Source organism: Streptomyces sp. Y1 (assembly GCF_041053115.1).
Taxonomy (GTDB): Bacteria; Actinomycetota; Actinomycetes; order Streptomycetales; family Streptomycetaceae; genus Kitasatospora; species Kitasatospora rubellomurina.
The window spans coordinates 2,060,840-2,078,346 of record NZ_CP163445.1 but is presented as its reverse complement, the minus strand read 5'-3'; the positions used below and the strand labels follow the sequence as shown (position 1 = coordinate 2,078,346).

General features: G+C 73.2%; 17 protein-coding genes. 10 read left to right on the top strand and 7 right to left on the bottom strand.

The features are described from left to right. Nucleotides 1-55: 55 nt before the first annotated feature. The 4 genes from AB2U05_RS08640 to AB2U05_RS08625 form a co-directional block, all read right to left on the bottom strand. Entirely contained in the window at nucleotides 56-1,141 is a 1,086-nt protein-coding gene (locus tag AB2U05_RS08640; RefSeq protein WP_045703192.1) for an ABC transporter ATP-binding protein, read from the bottom strand. 46 nt (nucleotides 1,142-1,187) lie between these two features. After that, a complete protein-coding gene (locus tag AB2U05_RS08635) occupies nucleotides 1,188-1,931 on the bottom strand; it encodes an ABC transporter permease (RefSeq protein ID WP_107073153.1) in 744 nt (247 codons plus the stop codon). A gap of 65 nt (nucleotides 1,932-1,996) precedes the next feature. Continuing rightward, nucleotides 1,997-2,974, bottom strand: coding sequence for an ABC transporter permease (locus AB2U05_RS08630; protein WP_369182931.1), 978 nt, complete (start codon nucleotides 2,972-2,974; stop codon nucleotides 1,997-1,999). Nucleotides 2,975-2,980: 6 nt separating this feature from the next. After that, the gene (locus AB2U05_RS08625) at nucleotides 2,981-4,156 is read right to left on the bottom strand and encodes an ABC transporter substrate-binding protein (protein ID WP_045703190.1); all 1,176 of its coding nucleotides are present in this window, start codon (nucleotides 4,154-4,156) and stop codon (nucleotides 2,981-2,983) included. Nucleotides 4,157-4,498: 342 nt separating this feature from the next. Between AB2U05_RS08625 and AB2U05_RS08620 the strand changes: the two genes are divergently transcribed. Further along, entirely contained in the window at nucleotides 4,499-5,284 is a 786-nt protein-coding gene (locus tag AB2U05_RS08620) for a GntR family transcriptional regulator (protein ID WP_045703188.1), read from the top strand. A 21-nt stretch (nucleotides 5,285-5,305) separates the two neighbouring features. On the opposite strand, the gene AB2U05_RS08615 is transcribed toward AB2U05_RS08620, so the two are convergent. After that, the gene (locus AB2U05_RS08615; RefSeq protein WP_369182930.1) at nucleotides 5,306-6,895 is read right to left on the bottom strand and encodes a TauD/TfdA family dioxygenase; all 1,590 of its coding nucleotides are present in this window, start codon (nucleotides 6,893-6,895) and stop codon (nucleotides 5,306-5,308) included. A gap of 185 nt (nucleotides 6,896-7,080) precedes the next feature. Here AB2U05_RS08615 and AB2U05_RS08610 point away from each other — a divergent pair, with 185 nt between their 5' ends. Next, nucleotides 7,081-7,674 (top strand): hypothetical protein, encoded by a 594-nt coding sequence (locus tag AB2U05_RS08610; protein ID WP_369182929.1) that lies wholly within the window; start codon nucleotides 7,081-7,083, stop codon nucleotides 7,672-7,674. Between the two features lie 136 nt (nucleotides 7,675-7,810). Then, nucleotides 7,811-9,451 (top strand): APC family permease, encoded by a 1,641-nt coding sequence (locus AB2U05_RS08605; protein WP_369182928.1) that lies wholly within the window; start codon nucleotides 7,811-7,813, stop codon nucleotides 9,449-9,451. 279 nt (nucleotides 9,452-9,730) lie between these two features. Here AB2U05_RS08605 and AB2U05_RS08600 read toward each other — a convergent pair whose 3' ends face one another. Together AB2U05_RS08600 and AB2U05_RS08595 are read right to left on the bottom strand one after the other, a co-directional pair. After that, the gene (locus AB2U05_RS08600) at nucleotides 9,731-10,012 is read right to left on the bottom strand and encodes a hypothetical protein (protein WP_369182927.1); all 282 of its coding nucleotides are present in this window, start codon (nucleotides 10,010-10,012) and stop codon (nucleotides 9,731-9,733) included. A gap of 87 nt (nucleotides 10,013-10,099) precedes the next feature. Then, complete coding sequence (locus AB2U05_RS08595; RefSeq protein ID WP_369182926.1) at nucleotides 10,100-11,179, bottom strand: alanine--glyoxylate aminotransferase family protein; 1,080 nt, start codon at nucleotides 11,177-11,179, stop codon at nucleotides 10,100-10,102. Between the two features lie 95 nt (nucleotides 11,180-11,274). On the opposite strand from AB2U05_RS08595, the gene AB2U05_RS08590 reads away from it, so the two are divergent. The 7 genes from AB2U05_RS08590 (at nucleotide 11,275) to AB2U05_RS08560 (ending at nucleotide 17,485) form a co-directional block, all read left to right on the top strand. Continuing rightward, nucleotides 11,275-12,366 carry an amidohydrolase family protein gene (locus AB2U05_RS08590; protein WP_045710493.1) on the top strand — a complete coding sequence of 364 codons (1,092 nt, stop codon included), beginning with the start codon at nucleotides 11,275-11,277 and terminating at the stop codon, nucleotides 12,364-12,366. Nucleotides 12,367-12,447: 81 nt separating this feature from the next. After that, on the top strand, nucleotides 12,448-13,125 hold the full coding sequence (locus tag AB2U05_RS08585) for a uracil-DNA glycosylase (RefSeq protein ID WP_369182925.1): 678 nt from the start codon (nucleotides 12,448-12,450) through the stop codon (nucleotides 13,123-13,125). A 46-nt stretch (nucleotides 13,126-13,171) separates the two neighbouring features. After that, nucleotides 13,172-14,269 (top strand): SCO1860 family LAETG-anchored protein, encoded by a 1,098-nt coding sequence (locus tag AB2U05_RS08580; RefSeq protein WP_341846039.1) that lies wholly within the window; start codon nucleotides 13,172-13,174, stop codon nucleotides 14,267-14,269. Between the two features lie 185 nt (nucleotides 14,270-14,454). Continuing rightward, a complete protein-coding gene (gene glnII, locus AB2U05_RS08575; protein WP_045703171.1) occupies nucleotides 14,455-15,477 on the top strand; it encodes a glutamine synthetase GlnII in 1,023 nt (340 codons plus the stop codon). Nucleotides 15,478-15,615: 138 nt separating this feature from the next. Then, on the top strand, nucleotides 15,616-16,161 hold the full coding sequence (locus AB2U05_RS08570) for a hypothetical protein (RefSeq protein ID WP_052706638.1): 546 nt from the start codon (nucleotides 15,616-15,618) through the stop codon (nucleotides 16,159-16,161). Then, entirely contained in the window at nucleotides 16,158-16,691 is a 534-nt protein-coding gene (locus AB2U05_RS08565) for a hypothetical protein (protein WP_369182924.1), read from the top strand. Before AB2U05_RS08570 ends, AB2U05_RS08565 begins: the two co-directional genes overlap by 4 nt. Continuing rightward, nucleotides 16,691-17,485, top strand: coding sequence for an MOSC domain-containing protein (locus AB2U05_RS08560; protein WP_045703166.1), 795 nt, complete (start codon nucleotides 16,691-16,693; stop codon nucleotides 17,483-17,485). The genes AB2U05_RS08565 and AB2U05_RS08560 overlap by 1 nt, the downstream gene beginning before the upstream one ends. The last annotated feature ends 22 nt before the right edge of the window (nucleotides 17,486-17,507 follow it).

Here is a 17,507-nt window from a genome sequence, read left to right as displayed (position 1 = left end):
GGTTCAGCTCGGGTGATTCTCGCAGAGCGCGTTGCGCGGGTCTGCGGGCGGGTCTCTAGGCGGGACGGCGGTCCACCAGCACCGGGCGCTCCGGCAGGGTGAGCTCGGCCCGCGAGCCGACCGGCAGCGCGGCGGTGGCCTCGGTGGGCAGGTCGGCCTTGACCTCGGTGCCGTCGTCGAGGCGGACGGTGAGCCGGGTGACGGCGCCCAGGAAGGAGGCGTTGACCACCAGGGCGGGGCCGTCCTCGCTCGGGGCCAGGAGGACGTTCTCCGGGCGGACCAGCACCTGCAGCTCGCCGTCGGCCGGGACGGCGCCGTCCACGGCGTGCCGGCGGCCGAGCACCTCGACGCCCTCCGAGGTGCGGGTGCACGGGATGCGGCTCATGGTGCCGACGAACTCGGCGACGAACGCGGTGGCCGGCCGGCCGTACAGCTCGGACGGGGTGGCGCACTGCTCCAGCCTGCCGGCGCGCAGCACCGCGACGCGGTCGGCCATCGACAGCGCCTCCTCCTGGTCGTGCGTGACGAACAGGGTGGTGATGCCCAGCTCCTGCTGCAGGCGGCGGATCTCCTCGCGCAGCTGCAGGCGGACCTTGGCGTCCAGCGCGGACAGCGGCTCGTCGAGCAGCAGCACGCGCGGCTGCAGGGCGAGGGCGCGGGCGAGCGCGATGCGCTGCTGCTGGCCGCCGGACATCTGGTGCGGGTAGTGCTCGGCGCGGTGCGGCAGGCCGACCAGCTCCAGCAGCTCCTGGGCGCGCTTGCGGCGCTCGGCCTTGCCGGTGCCGCGCATCCGCAGCCCGAAGGCGACGTTGTCGAGCGCGGTCAGGTGCGGGAAGAGGCTGTAGGACTGGAACACCATGCCCGCGTCGCGCTTGTGCGCCGGGATCGAGGTGATGTCCTTGCCGTCGACCAGCACCTCGCCGGAGTCGTGCTGCTCGAAGCCGGCCAGGATGCGCAGCGCGGTGGTCTTGCCGCAGCCGGACGGGCCGAGCAGGGCGAGCAGCTCGCCGGGGTGGACGGTCAGGTCGAGGCCGTCGAGGGCGGTGGTGGCGCCGAAGGAGCGGCGCAGCGAGCGGAACTCGACGGTGGCGCTGCCGGGGGCGAGCGCGACGCCGCCGGCGGTGGCGGTGGCCGTGGTCATGACTGGGAACTCCTGGAAAGCGTGGGGTGGTTCAGGACCGGGCGGTTCAGGACCGGGCGGTCCTGCGGCCGCGGCCGGCGGCGGACATCAGCAGCAGGACGAGCCAGACGATCAGCAGGCTGAGCATCGAGACCGCGACGGACATCTGGCCGTCGCTCTTGCCGTTGGTGTTGATCCACACCGAGAAGGGGGCGAAGCCGAGGATGGAGGCGGTGGTGAACTCGCCGAGCACCAGGGCGACGGTGAGCACGGCCGCGTTCAGCAGCGCGCTGCGCAGGTTCGGCAGGACGACGGTGAAGACGGCGCGCAGCCAGCCGGCGCCGCAGTTGCGGGCGGCCTCGACCAGGGTGACCACGTCCACGCCGCGCAGGCCGGAGTCGATCGCCCGGTAGGCGAACGGCAGCGCCATCAGCACGTACGCGATGACCAGCACGATCGGGAAGTCCGGGTCCTGGATCGCCACGATGGTCTGGAAGAACGGCGTGTCCTGCAGGTAGTCGGGGCCCCAGCGCAGCACGCCGATGATGCCGGTGGTGAGCGCGACGACGGGGACGACCAGCGGCATCGAGCACATCACCTCGATCACCGGGCGCAGCTTCGGCGCGCCGAGCCGGGCGGCGAGCACCGCCGGCACGAGCAGGAGCAGCAGCACGGCCACGGTGACGGCGGCGAGTTCGAGGCTGAGCACCAGGCTGTCGCTGAAGCCGGGCGCGTTCAGCAGCTCGGTGTAGGCGCGGAAGGTGGTCCCGCCCTTGTTGTCGTCGATGCTGAACCACAGCGAGGCGGCCATCGGCACCGCGAAGTAGATCCCGCAGACCAGCAGGACCAGGCCGCGGCCGAAGCGGATGCGATTGATCAGGCGAGCCACTTGGCACTCCGGCGCTGAAGGGGCAGGTACAGGGCCATCACCAGGCAGGCGACCACGATCATGTCGAGGCCGAGGGCGAGGGCGAGGTTGCCCTGGCCGACCAGGACGTTGCCGGACAGCGCGTCGCCGATCTGCATCGAGATCAGCGGCACCGAACTGCCCACCATGGCCTCGGCGGTGGCGTAGGCGGCGAAGGAGGCGCCGAACAGCAGCACGAAGCCGCCGAGCAGCGAGGGCAGCAGGACGGGCAGCGCCACGTGCCGCCAGTACTGCACCGAGGTGGCGCCGTTGTTGGCGGCGGCCTCGCGCCACTGGGTCTTCAGGCCCTCCAGGGCCGGGGTGATGGTGATGACCATCAGCGGGACCAGGAAGTAGAGGTAGACCACCGAAAGGCCGGAGAAGGTGTAGAGGCTCCAGCCGTGCTTGGTCAGGCCGAGCGAGGTGGTGACCTCGCCGGCGTTGCCGAGGGTGGCGACGAACATGAACGCCAGCGGCACGCCGCCGAAGTTGGCGAGCACGCCGGAGGCGGACATCACGGCCTCGCGGAACATCCGGAAGCGGGAGGTCGCCACCGCCTGGGCCAGCGGCAGGCCGACCACGGTCGCGATCAGCGCGGTCAGCAGCGACAGCTTCACGCTGCCCCACAGGGCCGTCCAGTAGGCGCCCTGGAGGGAGTTGGTGAGGTTGTCGGTGGTGAAGGTGCCGCCGCCGTCCGGGGCGTCGGTGGAGGTGGTGAACGCGCCGATGGCGATCGCGACGGCGGGCAGGCCGAAGCCGATCACGAAGAACAGCAGCAGGGGGAGGGCGGCGAGCCAGGCGCGGCTGCCGCCGGCCCGGCGGCGGCCGGGGCGGGGGGCCTTGGCGGTGCGGGCCGAGGCCGGGGCGGGGGAGACGGGGCCGGGGACGCCCCCGCCGCGCTGGGCGGCGGAGGCGTTGGCCGGCACCGGGGTGGGAGCCGTGGTCATCTCAGGTCAGCCCGCGATCGCCTTGGCCCAGTTCTCGGTGACGACCTTCTTGGCCGCCGTGGTCTGGTCGTCGGTCGGGAAGGTGGTGAAGGGCTTCTCGACCGGCGGGAGCTTGGCGGCGGCGGCCGCGTCCAGGGTGCCGGCGGCCTTCATGGCGTCGAACAGGGCCGGGGTGGCGTAGCCGCCCAGGAAGCCGTTCTGGCCCTCCGCGCTGTAGAGGTACTCCTCCCACAGGCGGGCGGCGGCCGGGTGCGGCGCGTCCTTGTTGATGGCCTGGTTGTAGAAGTTGGCGTAGCTGCCGTCGGACGGGATGCTGACCTGCCAGTCGATGCCCTTGTCCTTGAACTTCACGGCGTAGCCGGCGTTCAGGTAGGACCAGTCGATGGTGATCGGGGTCTCGCCCTTCTCGATGGTCGCCGGGGTGACCTCGACCGGGTTGAAGTTGCCGGCCTGCTTCAGCTTGCCGAAGAAGTCGATGCCGGGCTGGATGTTGTCCAGCGAGCCGCCGTTGGCGAGGGCGGCGGCCATGACGGCGCTGTACGCGGCGTTCGCCTTGGTCGGGTTGCCGTTGAGCGCGACCATGCCCTTGTACTCGGGCTTCAGCAGGTCGGCGAAGGTCTTCGGGCAGGTGCCGACCTTCTTGGCGTCGCAGGCGATCGAGATGTAGCCGCCGTAGTCGTTGTAGCGCAGACCGTCGGCGTCCTTCATGGTGGCCGGGATCTTGTCGAAGTCGGCGACCTTGTACGGGGCGAACAGGCCCTGCTTGGCGCCGGAGGTGGCGAACGCGGCACCCAGGTCGACCACGTCGGGGGCGCGGTCCTGGCCCTTGCGGGAGGTGACGGCGTTGATCTCGTCCTGGCTGGAGCCGTCCGGGTTCTCGTCCTCGATCTCGATGCCGTACTTGGCCTTGAAGTCGTCCATCAGCTTGCCGTAGTTCGCCCAGTCGCGGGGCAGCGTGATGACGTGGAGCTTGCCCTCCTTCTTGGCGGCGGCGACCAGGGCGTCCATGCCGCCGAGGTCGGCGGCGGAGGTGGCGGTCTTGGCGCTCTTGCCGCCGCCCGACACGTCGTTGGAGCCGGCCTTGGTGGACGAGGAGCCGGCGGAACCGCAGGCGGTGAGCGAGAGTGCGGCGGCGGTCAGTACAGCCGCGATGGCGGCGGTGCGGGCGCGGTGCACGGTCACGGGTCAGTCTCCTGAGAAGGGGGCTTTGCTGGGTTCTGCAGCAAGGGAGGGCGTCGGGATCGGGGGATCCGGCGAGCGGCGGTCCGGGTGCGGTCCGAGGTGAGTTCGGAGTCGTCCGAGTTGACTAGCCAACTTCGCTGACGGGGGTAAGTAACCCGGAGTCCGGTGACGGGAAGGTGAACGGACGGCTCAGCGCCGGGGTCGGCTGCGGGAACGGTGGAATCCAGCCATCCGAGCGCGATCCGTTCGGTGCGATGCTCGAATCGCGCAGCGGGATAAGGTCGGGCTGTCCGCGCCGGTACGGCTGCGCAGGACACCGCCCCAGGAGGGACATTGACTGACGTGGCACTTGAGCCCGGGCGCCCGGCCCCGGCCGCGGAGCGCGGCGCCGCCCTGTACCGGAAGGTCGCCGCCGACCTGCGCGAGGCCATCACCACCGGGGCGTACGGGGAGGCCGGCCGGCTGCCCGCCGAGGGCGCGCTGGCCGAGAAGTACGGCGTCTCGCGCGGCACGGTCCGTCAGGCCCTCGCGGTGCTGCGCTCGGACGGGCTGGTCACGTCGCGGCGCGGCACCCGGCGGGTGGTGCTCGGCGGGGCCCGGGTGCAGAGCTTCTCCGAGCTGCTGAGCTTCACGCACTGGGCGTACTCGATGGGCGAGGAGCCCGGCGGCATCCTCGACTCGCTGGTCCGCCGCCCGGCCGACGCGGCCGAGTGCGAGCAGCTGCGGCTGGAGCCGGGCGCCGAGGTGTACGTGACGGTGCGGCTGCGCACGCTGTCCGGGACGCCGGTGATGGTCGAGCGCACCATCTACCCGCCGCGGGTCGGCGAGATCGTCGCCGAGCTGCCGACCGACGTGGTCTCGCACACCGAGGTGCTGCGCGAGCACGGCATCCTGTTCACCGACGCCGACCACACCATCGACGTGGTGACGGCCAACGCCGTCGACGCCCGGCTGCTCGGCTGCCGCCGGGGCGGCCCGCTGCTGCGCGAGCGGCGGCGCACCACGGACCCGACCGGCACCCCGGTGGAGTGGTCCCAGGACCGCTACCTGCCCGGGACGGTGGCGTTCAGCGTGCACAACTCGCTGGCCACGTCGGCGCTCTCGCGGCACGCCCGGGACGGGGACTGACCGCCCCCGCCCCCGGGCCCGTCAGCGCATCAGGGCGGCGAGCAGCGGCCGGTAGTGCTCGAAGCCGGGCACCTCGGCGCCGGCCGTCTTGGCCTGCTCGTCCCAGCGGCGCACGGCCACCGCGTCGGCGGCGCCCGGGAGTTCGGCGAACTCGGCGGCCTGCCGCTCGCTCATCGGGCCGCCCTGGACGGTGAGGGTGTACTCGGACGCCTCGGAGAGCTTCTCGCGGTAGCCCGGTTCGACGGCGCACAGGTAGCGCTTGGCGGCGACGTGCAGCCGGACCGGCTCGGTGACCTCCGGGCCGAACCACTGCGCCAGCCGGGCGGCGCCGGTGTCGCTGTGCCGGTTGTCCTGCCCCCGCATCAGGTCGCGGCCGCTGACGGCCTCCCGGCCGTGCGCGTCGACGAGGTGGCCGAGGTCGTGCAGCAGCGCGGCGGCGACCAGGTGCGGTGCGGCGCCGGCCCGTTCGGCGGCCGCGGCGGCCTGCAGCATGTGCTCGGCCATGGTCACCTCCTCGCCCAGGTACTCCCCGGCGCCCTCGCCCGCGAACAGTTCGGCGAGCTCGTCCAGCGCGGCGGTGCCGCGGTGCAGCACGGCGAGGGTGGAGCCGAGCGCGTCGAGGTCGGCGTAGCAGCCCTGGAGGTGCCGGCGGCCGTCCTGCTCGAAGGCCGTGCGGGCGTGCAGCAGGCGGGTGTTGTCGAAGACCAGGCAGTCGCCCGGGTCGAGCCGGAAGGTCAGCTGCAGTTCGGGGCGCAGGGTGATCGCGGCGAAGCGGCGGTACGCGGCGTAGAAGGCGTCCCGGCCCTCGCCCCGGAGCGTGCCGAACGAGCGGTTGTTGAACCGGACTTCGCGGATCCGGCCGAGCCCGTCGACGTCGATCAGCGGCCGCTCGGCGCGCAGTTCGGTGCGGCGGTCGCGGAAGACGAAGGGGACGGGCGTGCGGGTGAGCAGCGCGAAGGCCTCGGGGGCCTCCTCGCGCAGGATCGCGGCCGCCCGGAAGCCGTCCACCAGGCCGGAGTCGCCGCCGGTGGCGGAGTTCTCCAGGCAGTGCAGCAGCTGCAGGGTGGGCACCGGGTCGCGGTAGGGGTTGTCGGTGTGCGGGGCGATGGCGGCGCTGGTGAAGGCCAGGTTGTTGGGGTCCGGCTCGACCCGGACGTCGAACAGCTCGCCGTAGTTGGTGACCCGGACGTACCCGAAGCTCTCGGCCACCGCCAGGACCTGCCGCTCCACCGCCGGCACCCCGCGCAGCACGGCGAAGCCGCTGCGGCGCACGGCGGCCAGCACCGCGGCCCGCTCGGCCGGGTCGGCCAGGTACGCCGCCCAGTCGGCCTCGGGCAGGCCGCGCGCGAAGTCCGCCGCCGCCCAGAGCCGCTTGCCCTCCTCCGTCCGCCCGTCGCCCTCGGGCTCCTCGTGCAGCCAGGCCAGCGGGTAGCGGGAGCGGTGCCCGTCCGACCAGAGCACCTCCAGGTTGCCGTCCAGCTCGCACTGCGCCGCGAGGGTGAGGTCGTCCGGCAGGTCGGCGATCTGGAACAGCTTCTGGCCGTTGCGCGGATCGCGGCATTCGCCGCACGGGCAGTTGTCGCGCAGCCAGTACGGGGACGGCTCGGTCATGGCGGTTCTCCTCCTGGGCGGGGGTCCCTGGGGGAGTTGTATAGCCAACTCGACCCCCTTGGGCGGGAGCCTGCCGGGCGGCGGTGAGTTCTGCGTGCCGGCGAGGTGAACGCTGGGGGAACTGTGCCGGCGCCGGTGGCCGAAAAGCATTGCGCAGACTGGTCCAGACCTGCTCTGATCTGCGCGTGCCAGAACTCGATCAGCCCGAGGACGTCCTGGTGGACGTCACGCCCGTCGCCCCGCCGCCGCGATCCCGCCGCAGGCTGTGGCGCACCGTCACCGCCGTCGCCGTCCTCGGCGCGGCGGCCTTCGGCGTGGCCTTCGCCGACAACTTCGCCGACCTCGGCGCGTACCGGTACGACCCGCCGAAGACCTTCGACGGGCTGCCGTTCGTCCCCGAGGCCTCGAAGGCCAAGCAGAGCCGCGTCGGCTCCGAGTCCGGCGTCTCGGCCACCACCTACCTCGCCGGGGACCAGCAGCGGATGGTCTTCCTCACCGTCAGCGAGCGGCACATCTTCCTGCCCTCCTCCGAACTCGACGACCTGCTCTCCCGCCAGCGCTCCAACGGCGAGGAGATCGCGGACCTGCACGAGGTCGACCCCGGCGACCGGGGCGGCGTCATGAAGTGCGGCCGCGCCGACGCCGAGGGGCACGCCATCGCCGTCTGCGACTGGGCGGACGGCAGCATGTGGGGCATGTACAGCGAGACCGCCGAGGACGTCGACGCCGTCGCCGCCCACGCCCGGGACTTCCGCCGGCAGGCCGAAGTCCCGTCCTGAGCCGAGCCGCGCCCTCCTCTGCCGCGTGCCCGCCGTTCGGGTGAGCGGAGGCGGGCGCAGCGCGTTTCGGCGCGGGGGCGGCGCGCGGGCTGCGGCACTGTCGGGGGGATTCCCCGAGGTGAGAGGCGGTCCCGCCATGGCGCATTCCACGACCACGAGCCCGCCGGGTTCGGGGCACACCGGGCTGAAGCGGGAGGTGGGGCTCGCCGGGCTGCTCTGGGCCTCGGTCGGGGCGATCATCGGCTCCGGCTGGCTGTTCGGGGCGCAGAAGGCGGCCGTGGCCGCGGGGCCGGCCGCGCTGCTGTCCTGGGGCATCGGCGCGGTGGCGATCATCCTGCTGGCGCTGATCCACGCCGAACTGGGCGGCCTGTTCCCGGTGGCCGGCGGGACGGCCCGGTACCCGCACTACGCCTTCGGCGGGTTCGCCGGCATGTCGTTCGGCTGGTTCACCTGGCTGCAGGCGGCGACCATCGCCCCGATCGAGGTCCAGGCGATGATCAACTACGCCCGGCACTGGACCTGGGCGGACGGCTTCCTGAACAAGGACCTGACGCTGACGGGCACCGGTTTCGTGATCGCGGCCGTGCTGCTCGGCCTCTTCGTCGCGGTGAACTTCCTGGGCGTGCGGCTGCTCGCGCACACCAACAGCGTGGCCACCGTGTGGAAGGTCCTCGTCCCGATCCTGGCCATCTTCGCCCTCGGGCTCACCGAGTTCCACGGCTCCAACTTCCACCTGCGGGGCTTCGCGCCGGACGGCGCCAAGGGCGTGCTGGCGGCGATCAGCACCAGCGGCGTGATCTTCGCGCTGCTCGGCTTCGAGCAGGCGATCCAGTGGGCGGGGGAGAGCCGCAACCCCCGCCGGGACATCCCCCGGGCCGTGCTCGGGTCGGTCGTCATCGGCACGATCGTCTACGTCATGCTCCAGGTGGTGTTCATCGGGGCCCTGCCGCCGGACACCTTCGCGGCGGGCTGGGGCAAGCTCGACTACCCGGGCATCAGCGGGCCGTTCGCCGGCCTCGCCACCTTGATCGGGCTCGGCTGGCTCGCCACCATCCTGTTCATCGACGCGGTGATCTCGCCGGCCGGCACCGGCCTGGTCTACATCACCTCCAGCTCCCGGGTCACGTACGGGCTGAGCCGCAACGGCTACGCGCCGCAGGCCCTGCAGTACACCGACAAGCGCTCGGTGCCGTGGCTGGGCCTGCTGATCGCCTGGATCGCCGGGGTGCTCTGCTTCCTGCCGTTCCCGAGCTGGCAGCGGCTGGTCGGCTTCATCACCTCGGCGGTGGTGCTGATGTACGCGGGCGCGCCGCTGGCCTTCGGGGTGCTGCGCAAGCGGCTGCCGGGGATGGAGCGCTCGTACCACCTGCCCGGCGGCACGATCATCTCGCCGCTGGCCTTCGCGGTGGCCAGCCTGGTCATCTACTGGTCCGGCTGGGACACCCTGTGGCGGCTCGGCCTGGCGATCCTGATCGGGTACGTGCTGCTCGGCGGGTACTCGGTGTACGCGGCCTCGAAGGGCGTGCCGAACGCGCCGCGGATGGACTTCAAGGCCGGGCAGTGGCTGCCGGTCTACCTGGTCGGGATGGGGATCGTCTCCTGGCAGGGCACCTTCGGCGTGGGCGCGCAGGGGAACCTGCCGCTGTGGTGGGACATCGGCGTCGTGGTGGTGTTCTCGCTGGTGATCTACTACTGGGCGCTGGCGGTCGCGCTGCCGGCGGAGGAGATCGAGCGGAACATCCGCGGCGTCGAGGTGCTGGACGCGGGCGGGCACTGAACACCCCGCGAGAGCGGCCCCCGAGGTGACTCGGGGGCCGCTCCGCTGTCTAGACGGCCGCGCCCCAGGCGGCGTCGGCGGCGGTGAGGGCCGGCCTGATCAGTCTGCGCGCAGGATCCGGGACACGTAGACCCGCGGCGGATCCTGCTCTTCGTCCACGGCGTACTCCACCAGCCCGAGATCCCGGCGCAGCGGTGCCGAGTGCATCCCCCAGGAGGTTTTCGACGGCCGGGGACAGGGTGATCGGGTCGTCCTCGTGCGGATCCTCGGTGTGCTCGCTCATTCGGCGTCGAGGCGCCGGAGTACGGCGGAGGCGGAGGTACCGGGGGCGGTCCCGTTCCGGACGGCGGCGTGGATGCGGTCGCCCTCAGGGTCCTGATAGAGCTCGGCCCGCAGCCACCAGCGCCGCAGGACGCCACCAATCGTCTCGTCGTCGGCCTCGCCCATCTCGCGGTAGAACTCCATCCGCTGCGCCGGGGGCAGCGCGGCCGCGACGGCGTCCTGGGTACGGGCGATGGGGCGGCGGTCGTCGTGGTGGCCGTTCAGTGGGGCTGCGCTCACCATTCCTCCGAAGTCTCGTGCGGGCGGGACCGGTTCCAGTGTCCTCCCTCGGCGGCCCCGGGAGCGATCCCGGGGCCGCTCCGCTGTCTAGACGGCCGCGCCCCAGGCGGCGTCGGCGGCGGTGAGGGCCGGCGCGGGGTCGGCGCCGGTGGCGGCCGCGAGGGCGGCCAGGCAGGCGCGGACGGTCTCCAGGGAGGCCGCCGGGCCGTAGTGGTTGACCCGCAGCATCGAGCCGGCCAGCGCGCCGCCGCCGGGCTGGACGGGCAGGGCCGGGTCGAGCCGGGCCGCGAGCGCGGTGGCGTCCACGCCGTCCGGGGTGCGCAGGGTGGTGGCGACCGGCGCGGCGTGCGCGTCCTCGTGGACGAACGGGCTGAGCGTGCCGAGGGCGCGGACGCCGGCCCGGGTGGCGGCGGAGGCGGCGCGGTGGCGGGCGATCACGGCCGACAGGCCGTCCGCGGCGATCCGGTCCAGGCAGGCGCCGAGCGCGAGCATCTCCAACTGGGCCGGGGCGTGCGGGAGGACGGTGCGGCCGGCGTCCGTCCAGCGCTCCTTCCAGTCGAGCAGCGACAGGTAGGAGCGGCGCGGGGCGGCCGGGTTGGCGGCGATCCGCTCCCAGGCGCGCTCGGACACCGACACGGCCGAGACCCCGGCCGGGCCGCCCATCGCCTTCTGGCCGCCGATCACGCACAGGTCGACGCCCCACGCGTCGGTGAGCAGCGGCTCGGCGGCGACGGAGGCGACCGCGTCGAGCATCAGCAGGGCGCCGTGCTCGCGCACCACGGCGCCGATCCCGGCGACCGGGTTGGTGTTGCCGGTGGCGGCCTCGGCGTGCACCAGCGAGACGAAGTCGATGCCCGGGTTCGCCTCCAGCGCCTCGGCGACCTGCGCGGCGCTCACCGCGCCGTCGAAGGGGGCGGCGAGGTCGACGACGTGCGCGCCGCAGGAGCGCAGCCAGTTGCCGAAGGTCTGCCCGTACGGGCCGGTGACGATGTTCAGCGCGGTGGAGCCCGGGTGCGCGGCGCCGCGGATCGCGGCCTCCAGCGGCAGCAGCGCCTCGCCCTGGGTGACGATCACGTCGGCCTCGGTGTGCAGCAGCGCGGCCACCTGGTCCTCGATCGCCGCGAACTCGGCGGCGCTGAGCGGGGGGAGGTCGAGGTACGGGCTCACGTCTGGCCTTTCGCCGCAGGGGGTGGTGGGTACCGCAACGAGTCTGCCGCATGGACGCTGCTTACAGGGAACCCGTCCGCCGCTAGAGTGCGGGCATGAGCGATGGCGCGGTGCTGCACGTGCGGGGTCGGGTGCTGGTCGGTCCGCAGGACGTCCGGGACGAACTCTGGGTGGTGGACGGCCGGGTGAGCTTCACCCGCCCGCCGACCGCCGGTGACGTCCGGACGGTCACCGGCTGGGTGCTGCCCGGCCTGGTGGACGCGCACTGCCACGTCGGCCTGGACGCGCACGGCGCCGTCGACGCCGCCACCAGCGAGAAGCAGGCGCTCACCGACCGCGACGCCGGCACCCTGCTGATCCGCGACGCCGGCTCGGCGGCCGACACCCGCTGGATCGACGAGCGCGAGGACCTGCCCCGGATCATCCGGGCCGGGCGGCACATCGCCCGCACCCGCCGCTACATCCGCAACTACGCCCACGAGATCGAGCCCGGCGACCTGGCCGCGTACGTCCGGGCCGAGGCCCGGCGCGGGGACGGCTGGGTGAAGCTGGTCGGCGACTGGATCGACCGCGAGCGCGGCGACCTCGCCGCCTGCTGGCCCGGCGACGCGCTGGCCGAGGCGATCGCGGCAGCGCACGAGGAGGGCGCGCGGGTCACCGCGCACTGCTTCGCCGCCGAGTCGCTGCCGGACCTGCTGGCGGCCGGCATCGACTGCGTGGAGCACGCCACCGGGCTGACCGAGGAGCTGATCCCGGCCTTCGCCGAGCGCGGCGTCGCCATCGTCCCGACGCTGGTCAACATCGCCACCTTCCCCTCGCTCGCGGCCGGCGGCGAGGCCAAGTTCCCGGCCTGGTCGGCGCACATGCGGCGGCTGCACGAGCGCCGCTACGACACGGTGGGCGCCGCGCACGACGCGGGCATCCCGATCTTCGTCGGCACCGACGCGGGCGGCTCGCTCGCGCACGGGCTGGTCGCGGACGAGGTGGCGGAGCTGGTGAAGGCCGGGCTGAGCCCGGCCGAGGCGCTGTCGGCGGCGAGTTGGGGCGCCCGGGCGTGGCTCGGGCGGCCGGGCCTGGAGGAGGGTGCGCCGGCGGACTTCGTGGTGTACGCCGAGGACCCGCGGGCGGACGTCCGGGTGCTGGCCGACCCGGCGCTGGTGGTGCTGCGGGGGCGCGTGGTGGGGTGAGGCGGGGCGCGGCGAGCGCGCCCCGGAAGCATGATCATCCGAGGTGACGGGCTGTCGGTCTGGGCCGATAGGGTGACGACCATGGCACCGCGTCCACTGAACGAGATCGTCGAGCCCGGTTGGGCCACCGCCCTGGAGCCCGTCGCCGGGCGGATCACCGCGATGGGTGACTTCCTGCGCGCCGAGGTGGCCGCCGGCCGCACCTACCTGCCGTCCGGTCCGAACATCCTGCGGGCCTTCCAGCAGCCGATCGCCGACGTCCGCGTCCTGATCGTCGGGCAGGACCCGTACCCGACGCCCGGCCACGCGGTGGGGCTCAGCTTCTCGGTGGCGCCCGAGGTGCGGCCGATCCCGCCGAGCCTGGTCAACATCTTCCGCGAGTACGGCACCGACCTCGGGCTGCCGCAGCCCGCCAACGGCGACCTCACGCCCTGGTCGCAGCAGGGCGTGCTGCTGCTCAACCGGGCGCTGACCACCCAGCCGCGCAAGCCCGGCGGGCACAAGGGCAAGGGCTGGGAGGCGGTCACCGAGCAGGCGATCCGGGCGCTGGTGGCGCGCGGCGGCCCGCTGGTGGCGATCCTGTGGGGGAGCGACGCCCGCAACCTGCGCCCGCTGCTGGGCAACGTCCCGACCGTCGAGTCGGTGCACCCGAGCCCGATGTCGGCGGACCGCGGCTTCTTCGGCTCGCGGCCGTTCAGCCGGGCGAACGAGCTGCTGGTGCGGCAGGGGGCGCAGCCGGTGGACTGGCGGCTGCCGTAGCAGACGTGGGTCAGGGCGGAACGTCAATCTCACTCCAACGGGTGAAATGACTTTCTGTGTGACTCATGTGACGGATCGTTTGAGAAGACTGGCGGCTCATCGTTTCAGCCGTGTGTGTGGGGGTACCGCCATGTCTTCGCCGTCCCTGTCGTCCCTGTCGTTTTCGTCCTCGTCTTCGTCTCGGTCTTCGCGCCGAATCGTTTCCGCCGCTGCAGCCACGGTGGTGTGCGCACTGCTCAGCGCCCCGCCCGTCCAGGCCGCTCCGGCCGCTCCGGCCGCGGCGCCCGCCTCGCCGGGCAAGGCCCGCGCCGTCACCGCCGAGCTCGCCCTGGACGTCAAGCTGCTGAACAGCGCGGTGGACGTCCCGGTGAACATCGCGCTGAACAAGGTCGAGTCCCCGGCCGAGCGCGACGGCTCCGTGCTCACCGCGGCGGTGGACGGCGTCGACGGGCAGCGCCCGGTCACCCTGGTCAAGGCCGACATCGGCAAGTCCGTCACCCGCGCCGACGACAAGGGCGCCGCCGCCTCGGTCAAGCTGGTCAACGCCGACGTGAACGCCCCCGGCCTCACCGCCACCGCGCTGCTCGGCCTGGAGGCGATGAGCGCCGAGGTCACCTGCCCGGTCGACGGGGCGCCGACCGCGAACGTCGTCGCGCCCGCCAAGCTGACCGTGCTCGGCAAGCCCGTCACCCTCGGCCTGTACGGGCCGACCAAGGTGGACGTGCCGGCGGTCGGCAGCGTCTCGGTGGAGTTCTCCAAGAAGGCCACCACCACGACCACCGCCGCCGCCTCCGCGCTGGAGGTGCACGTGGAGGTGAACCCGCTCAACCTGAACGTCGCCAAGGTCACCGGGACGGTCACCGTCGCCTCGGTGAGCTGCGAGAAGCCCACCGCGGCCGCATCGGGCTCCGCGCCCGCCACGGCCGTGCCGACCAGCGCGCCCGCCGCCCAGCCGGTCGCCGACACCACCACCTCGCGGGCCGCCGTGCCGCGGGCCGCGGCCGAGAAGGAGCGGCTGGCCAGCACCGGCGGCAGCGACGCCACCGGCCCGCTGGCCGCCGGGGCCGCCGCCCTCGTCGCGGGCGGGGCGGCCGCGCTGTGGGCCACCCGGCGGCGTCACGCGGCGCACGCCCGGCGCCACTGACGGCACCCGTCGGCGCCCTGGCGGCACCCGTCGCGGCGGGAGTGCCGCGCCCGGCACTCCCGCACCGTGACCGTGCCGACGCGGACGGTTGGTTCACATGCGCGTTACACGAGAGGAACAACCGGGAAACGGCGGCTTGCGACGCTACGCGGGCACCCACCACCCAGCAATGCGAGGGACAAGCCGTGGCAATCAAGGCCGAGTACATCTGGATCGACGGCACCAAGCCGACCGCGAAGCTCCGTTCCAAGACTCGCGTCCTGCCCAACGCCGACAAGATCCCCACCTGGGGCTTCGACGGCTCGTCGACCAACCAGGCCGAGGGCCACGCCTCGGACCGCGTGCTGGAGCCGGTGAAGGTCGTCAAGGACCCGATCCGCGGCGGTGACAACATCCTGGTCCTCTGCGAGGTCCTGGAGACGAACGGCACCCCGCACGAGTCCAACACCCGCGCCCTGCTGCGCGAGGTCGAGAGCAAGTACACCGCCCAGGAGTCGATCTTCGGCATCGAGCAGGAGTACACCTTCTTCAAGGGCTCCCGCCCGCTCGGCTTCCCGGAGGGCGGCTACCCGGCCCCGCAGGGCGGCTACTACTGCGGCGTCGGCGCCGAGGAGGTCTTCGGCCGCGAGATCGTCGAGCTGCACCTGGACCGCTGCCTGGACGCCGGCCTGGCGATCTGCGGCATCAACGCCGAGGTCATGCCCGGCCAGTGGGAGTTCCAGATCGGCCCGGTCGACGCGCTGACCGTCTCCGACGACCTGTGGATCGCCCGCTACCTGCTGTACCGCACCGCCGAGGAGTTCGGCATCGACGCCACCCTGGACGCCAAGCCGGCCCGGGGCGACTGGAACGGCGCGGGCGCCCACACCAACTTCTCCACCAAGGCGATGCGCGAGGGCTACGACGCCATCATCACCGCCTGCGAGTCGCTCGGCGCCTCCCAGGAGAAGGTGCTGGAGCACGTCAACCAGTACGGTGACGACATCCAGTCCCGCCTGACCGGCAAGCACGAGACCGCCCCGTGGAACGTCTACAGCTACGGCGTCTCCGACCGCGGCGCCTCGGTCCGCATCCCGTGGCAGGTCGAGGTGGAGAAGAAGGGCTACATCGAGGACCGTCGCCCGAACGCCAACGTCGACCCCTACGTCGTCACCCGCCTCCTGATCAACACCTGCTGCGAGGCGCTGGAGAAGGCCGGCCAGGTCTGATCCAACCCCCCCGGGTGCACGTGCCCAGGCCCTTCTCGCCCCACCGGGAAGGGCCTTCGGCGTTCCGTGGCGCTGCGCCCCTGCGGGAACGGCCGCAAATCACTGGTCAATCCGGTACCGCCGCCCGAGAATTCAGGGATGACGCCGCAACCGCTGCTCCTCCTCGACGTGGACGGACCTCTCAACCCCTTCGCCGCACCCGGGCTGCGCGGTCCCAAGGGCTACCAGGCCCACCGCCTGACCCCCCACTGGTGGGCGGAGCGGCAGGCCCGGCTCGCGCCGGGCGAGGTGAAGCCGCTCAAGGTGTGGCTGAACCCCGCGCACGGGCGGGAGTTGCTGGCGCTGCCGTACGAACTGGCCTGGGCGACCACGTGGATGGCCGAGGCCAACACCCTCGTCGGCCCCCGCCTCGGGCTGCCCGAGCTCCCGTACATCGCGTGGTCGGACCTGTTCGGCGAGGACCCGGACGGGCTGCACTGGAAGACCCGGGACGTGGTCGCCTGGGCCGCCGGGCGCCCCTTCGTCTGGGTGGACGACGAACTCGGCCCGCAGGACGCCGAGTGGATCGCGGCCCACCACCCCGCCCCGGCGCTCACCCTGCACGTCAACCCCCGGTTCGGCCTGCGCGCCGAGGACTTCGCGGTCCTGCGCGACTGGGCGGCCGCCGCGGGAGCCGCCGCGTGACGCCGCCGCTGCTGCTGATCGACGTGGACGGCCCGCTCAACCCCTACGCCGCGCCCGCGACCCGCCGACCCGAGGGTTACGGGACGCACCACCTGCTGCCCGAGTCCTGGGTCGCCCGCAACGCGCCCACGCCGCGCTCGAAGGTGAAGCCGCTGCGGGTCTGGCTGAACCCCGCGCACGGCCCCGAACTGCTGTCGCTGCCGTACGAGTTGGCGTGGGCGACCACCTGGATGGACGAGGCGAACACCTTCATCGGCCCGCGCATCGGCCTGCCCGAGCTCCCGTACATCGCGTGGACGAACCTGTTCGGCGAGGACGCGGACGGGCTGCACTGGAAGACCCGGGACGTGGTCGCCTGGGCCGCCGGGCGCCCCTTCGTCTGGCTCGACGACGAGCTCGGGCCGCAGGACATCGAGTGGATCGCGGCCCACCACCCCGGCCCGGCGCTGCCGCTGTGGGTCGACCCGCGGACGGGCCTGGAGGAGCTGCACTTCGCGGCGCTGCGCGAGTGGGCGGAGGAGGAGGACTGATGCGCGTCGGTACGGTGGAGCGGCTGCGCCGCTACCCGGTGAAGTCGCTGCTGGGGGAGGAGCTTTCGCGGGCCGAGGCGGACGGGCGCGGCCTGGCCGGCGACCGGGCGCGGGCGCTGCTCGACGTCGCCACCGGCAAGGTCGCCAGTGCCAAGCACCCGCGGCTGTGGGCGGGTCTGCTCGGGTACGCCGCGAGCACGGCCGATGGCGGCGACGTGGCTATCGCCGGGCCGGACGGGCGGGCCGTCGACGAGGCGGAGCTGTCCGAGGCGCTCGGCCGGAAGGTGACGCTGATCGCCGAGCGGCCGCCCGGCGCCGCCGTCGAACGGGCCGTGCCCGAGCAGGTGCTGGCGCACGGCATCGAGGCCGAAGTCGACTTCACCGTCAACGAGTTGGGGCGTGCCGCGCCGGACGGCGGATTCTTCGACTTCGCCCCGCTGCACCTGATCACCAGCTCGACGCTGGACGCGGTCGGCGTCGAGGCCGAGCGCTACCGGCCGAACCTGGTGATCCGCACCGAGGGCGAGGGCTTCGTCGAGAACGCCTGGGTGGGACGGGAGTTGGCGATCGGCCCGACGCTGCGGCTGCGCGTCCTGGTGCCCACCCCGCGCTGCGCCGTCCCCACCCTGCGGCACGGCCCGCTGCCGCGCCGCCCGGAGGCGCTGCGCACCCCCGCCGAACGGAACCGGCTGGTGCCGCTGGAGGGGATGCCGGCGCTGCCCTGCGCGGGCGTGTACGCGCAGGTGCTGGTGCCCGGGCGGATCGAGGTGGGGGACGAGCTCAGGCTCAACTGAGCGCGGCGGCAGTCGGGTTCAA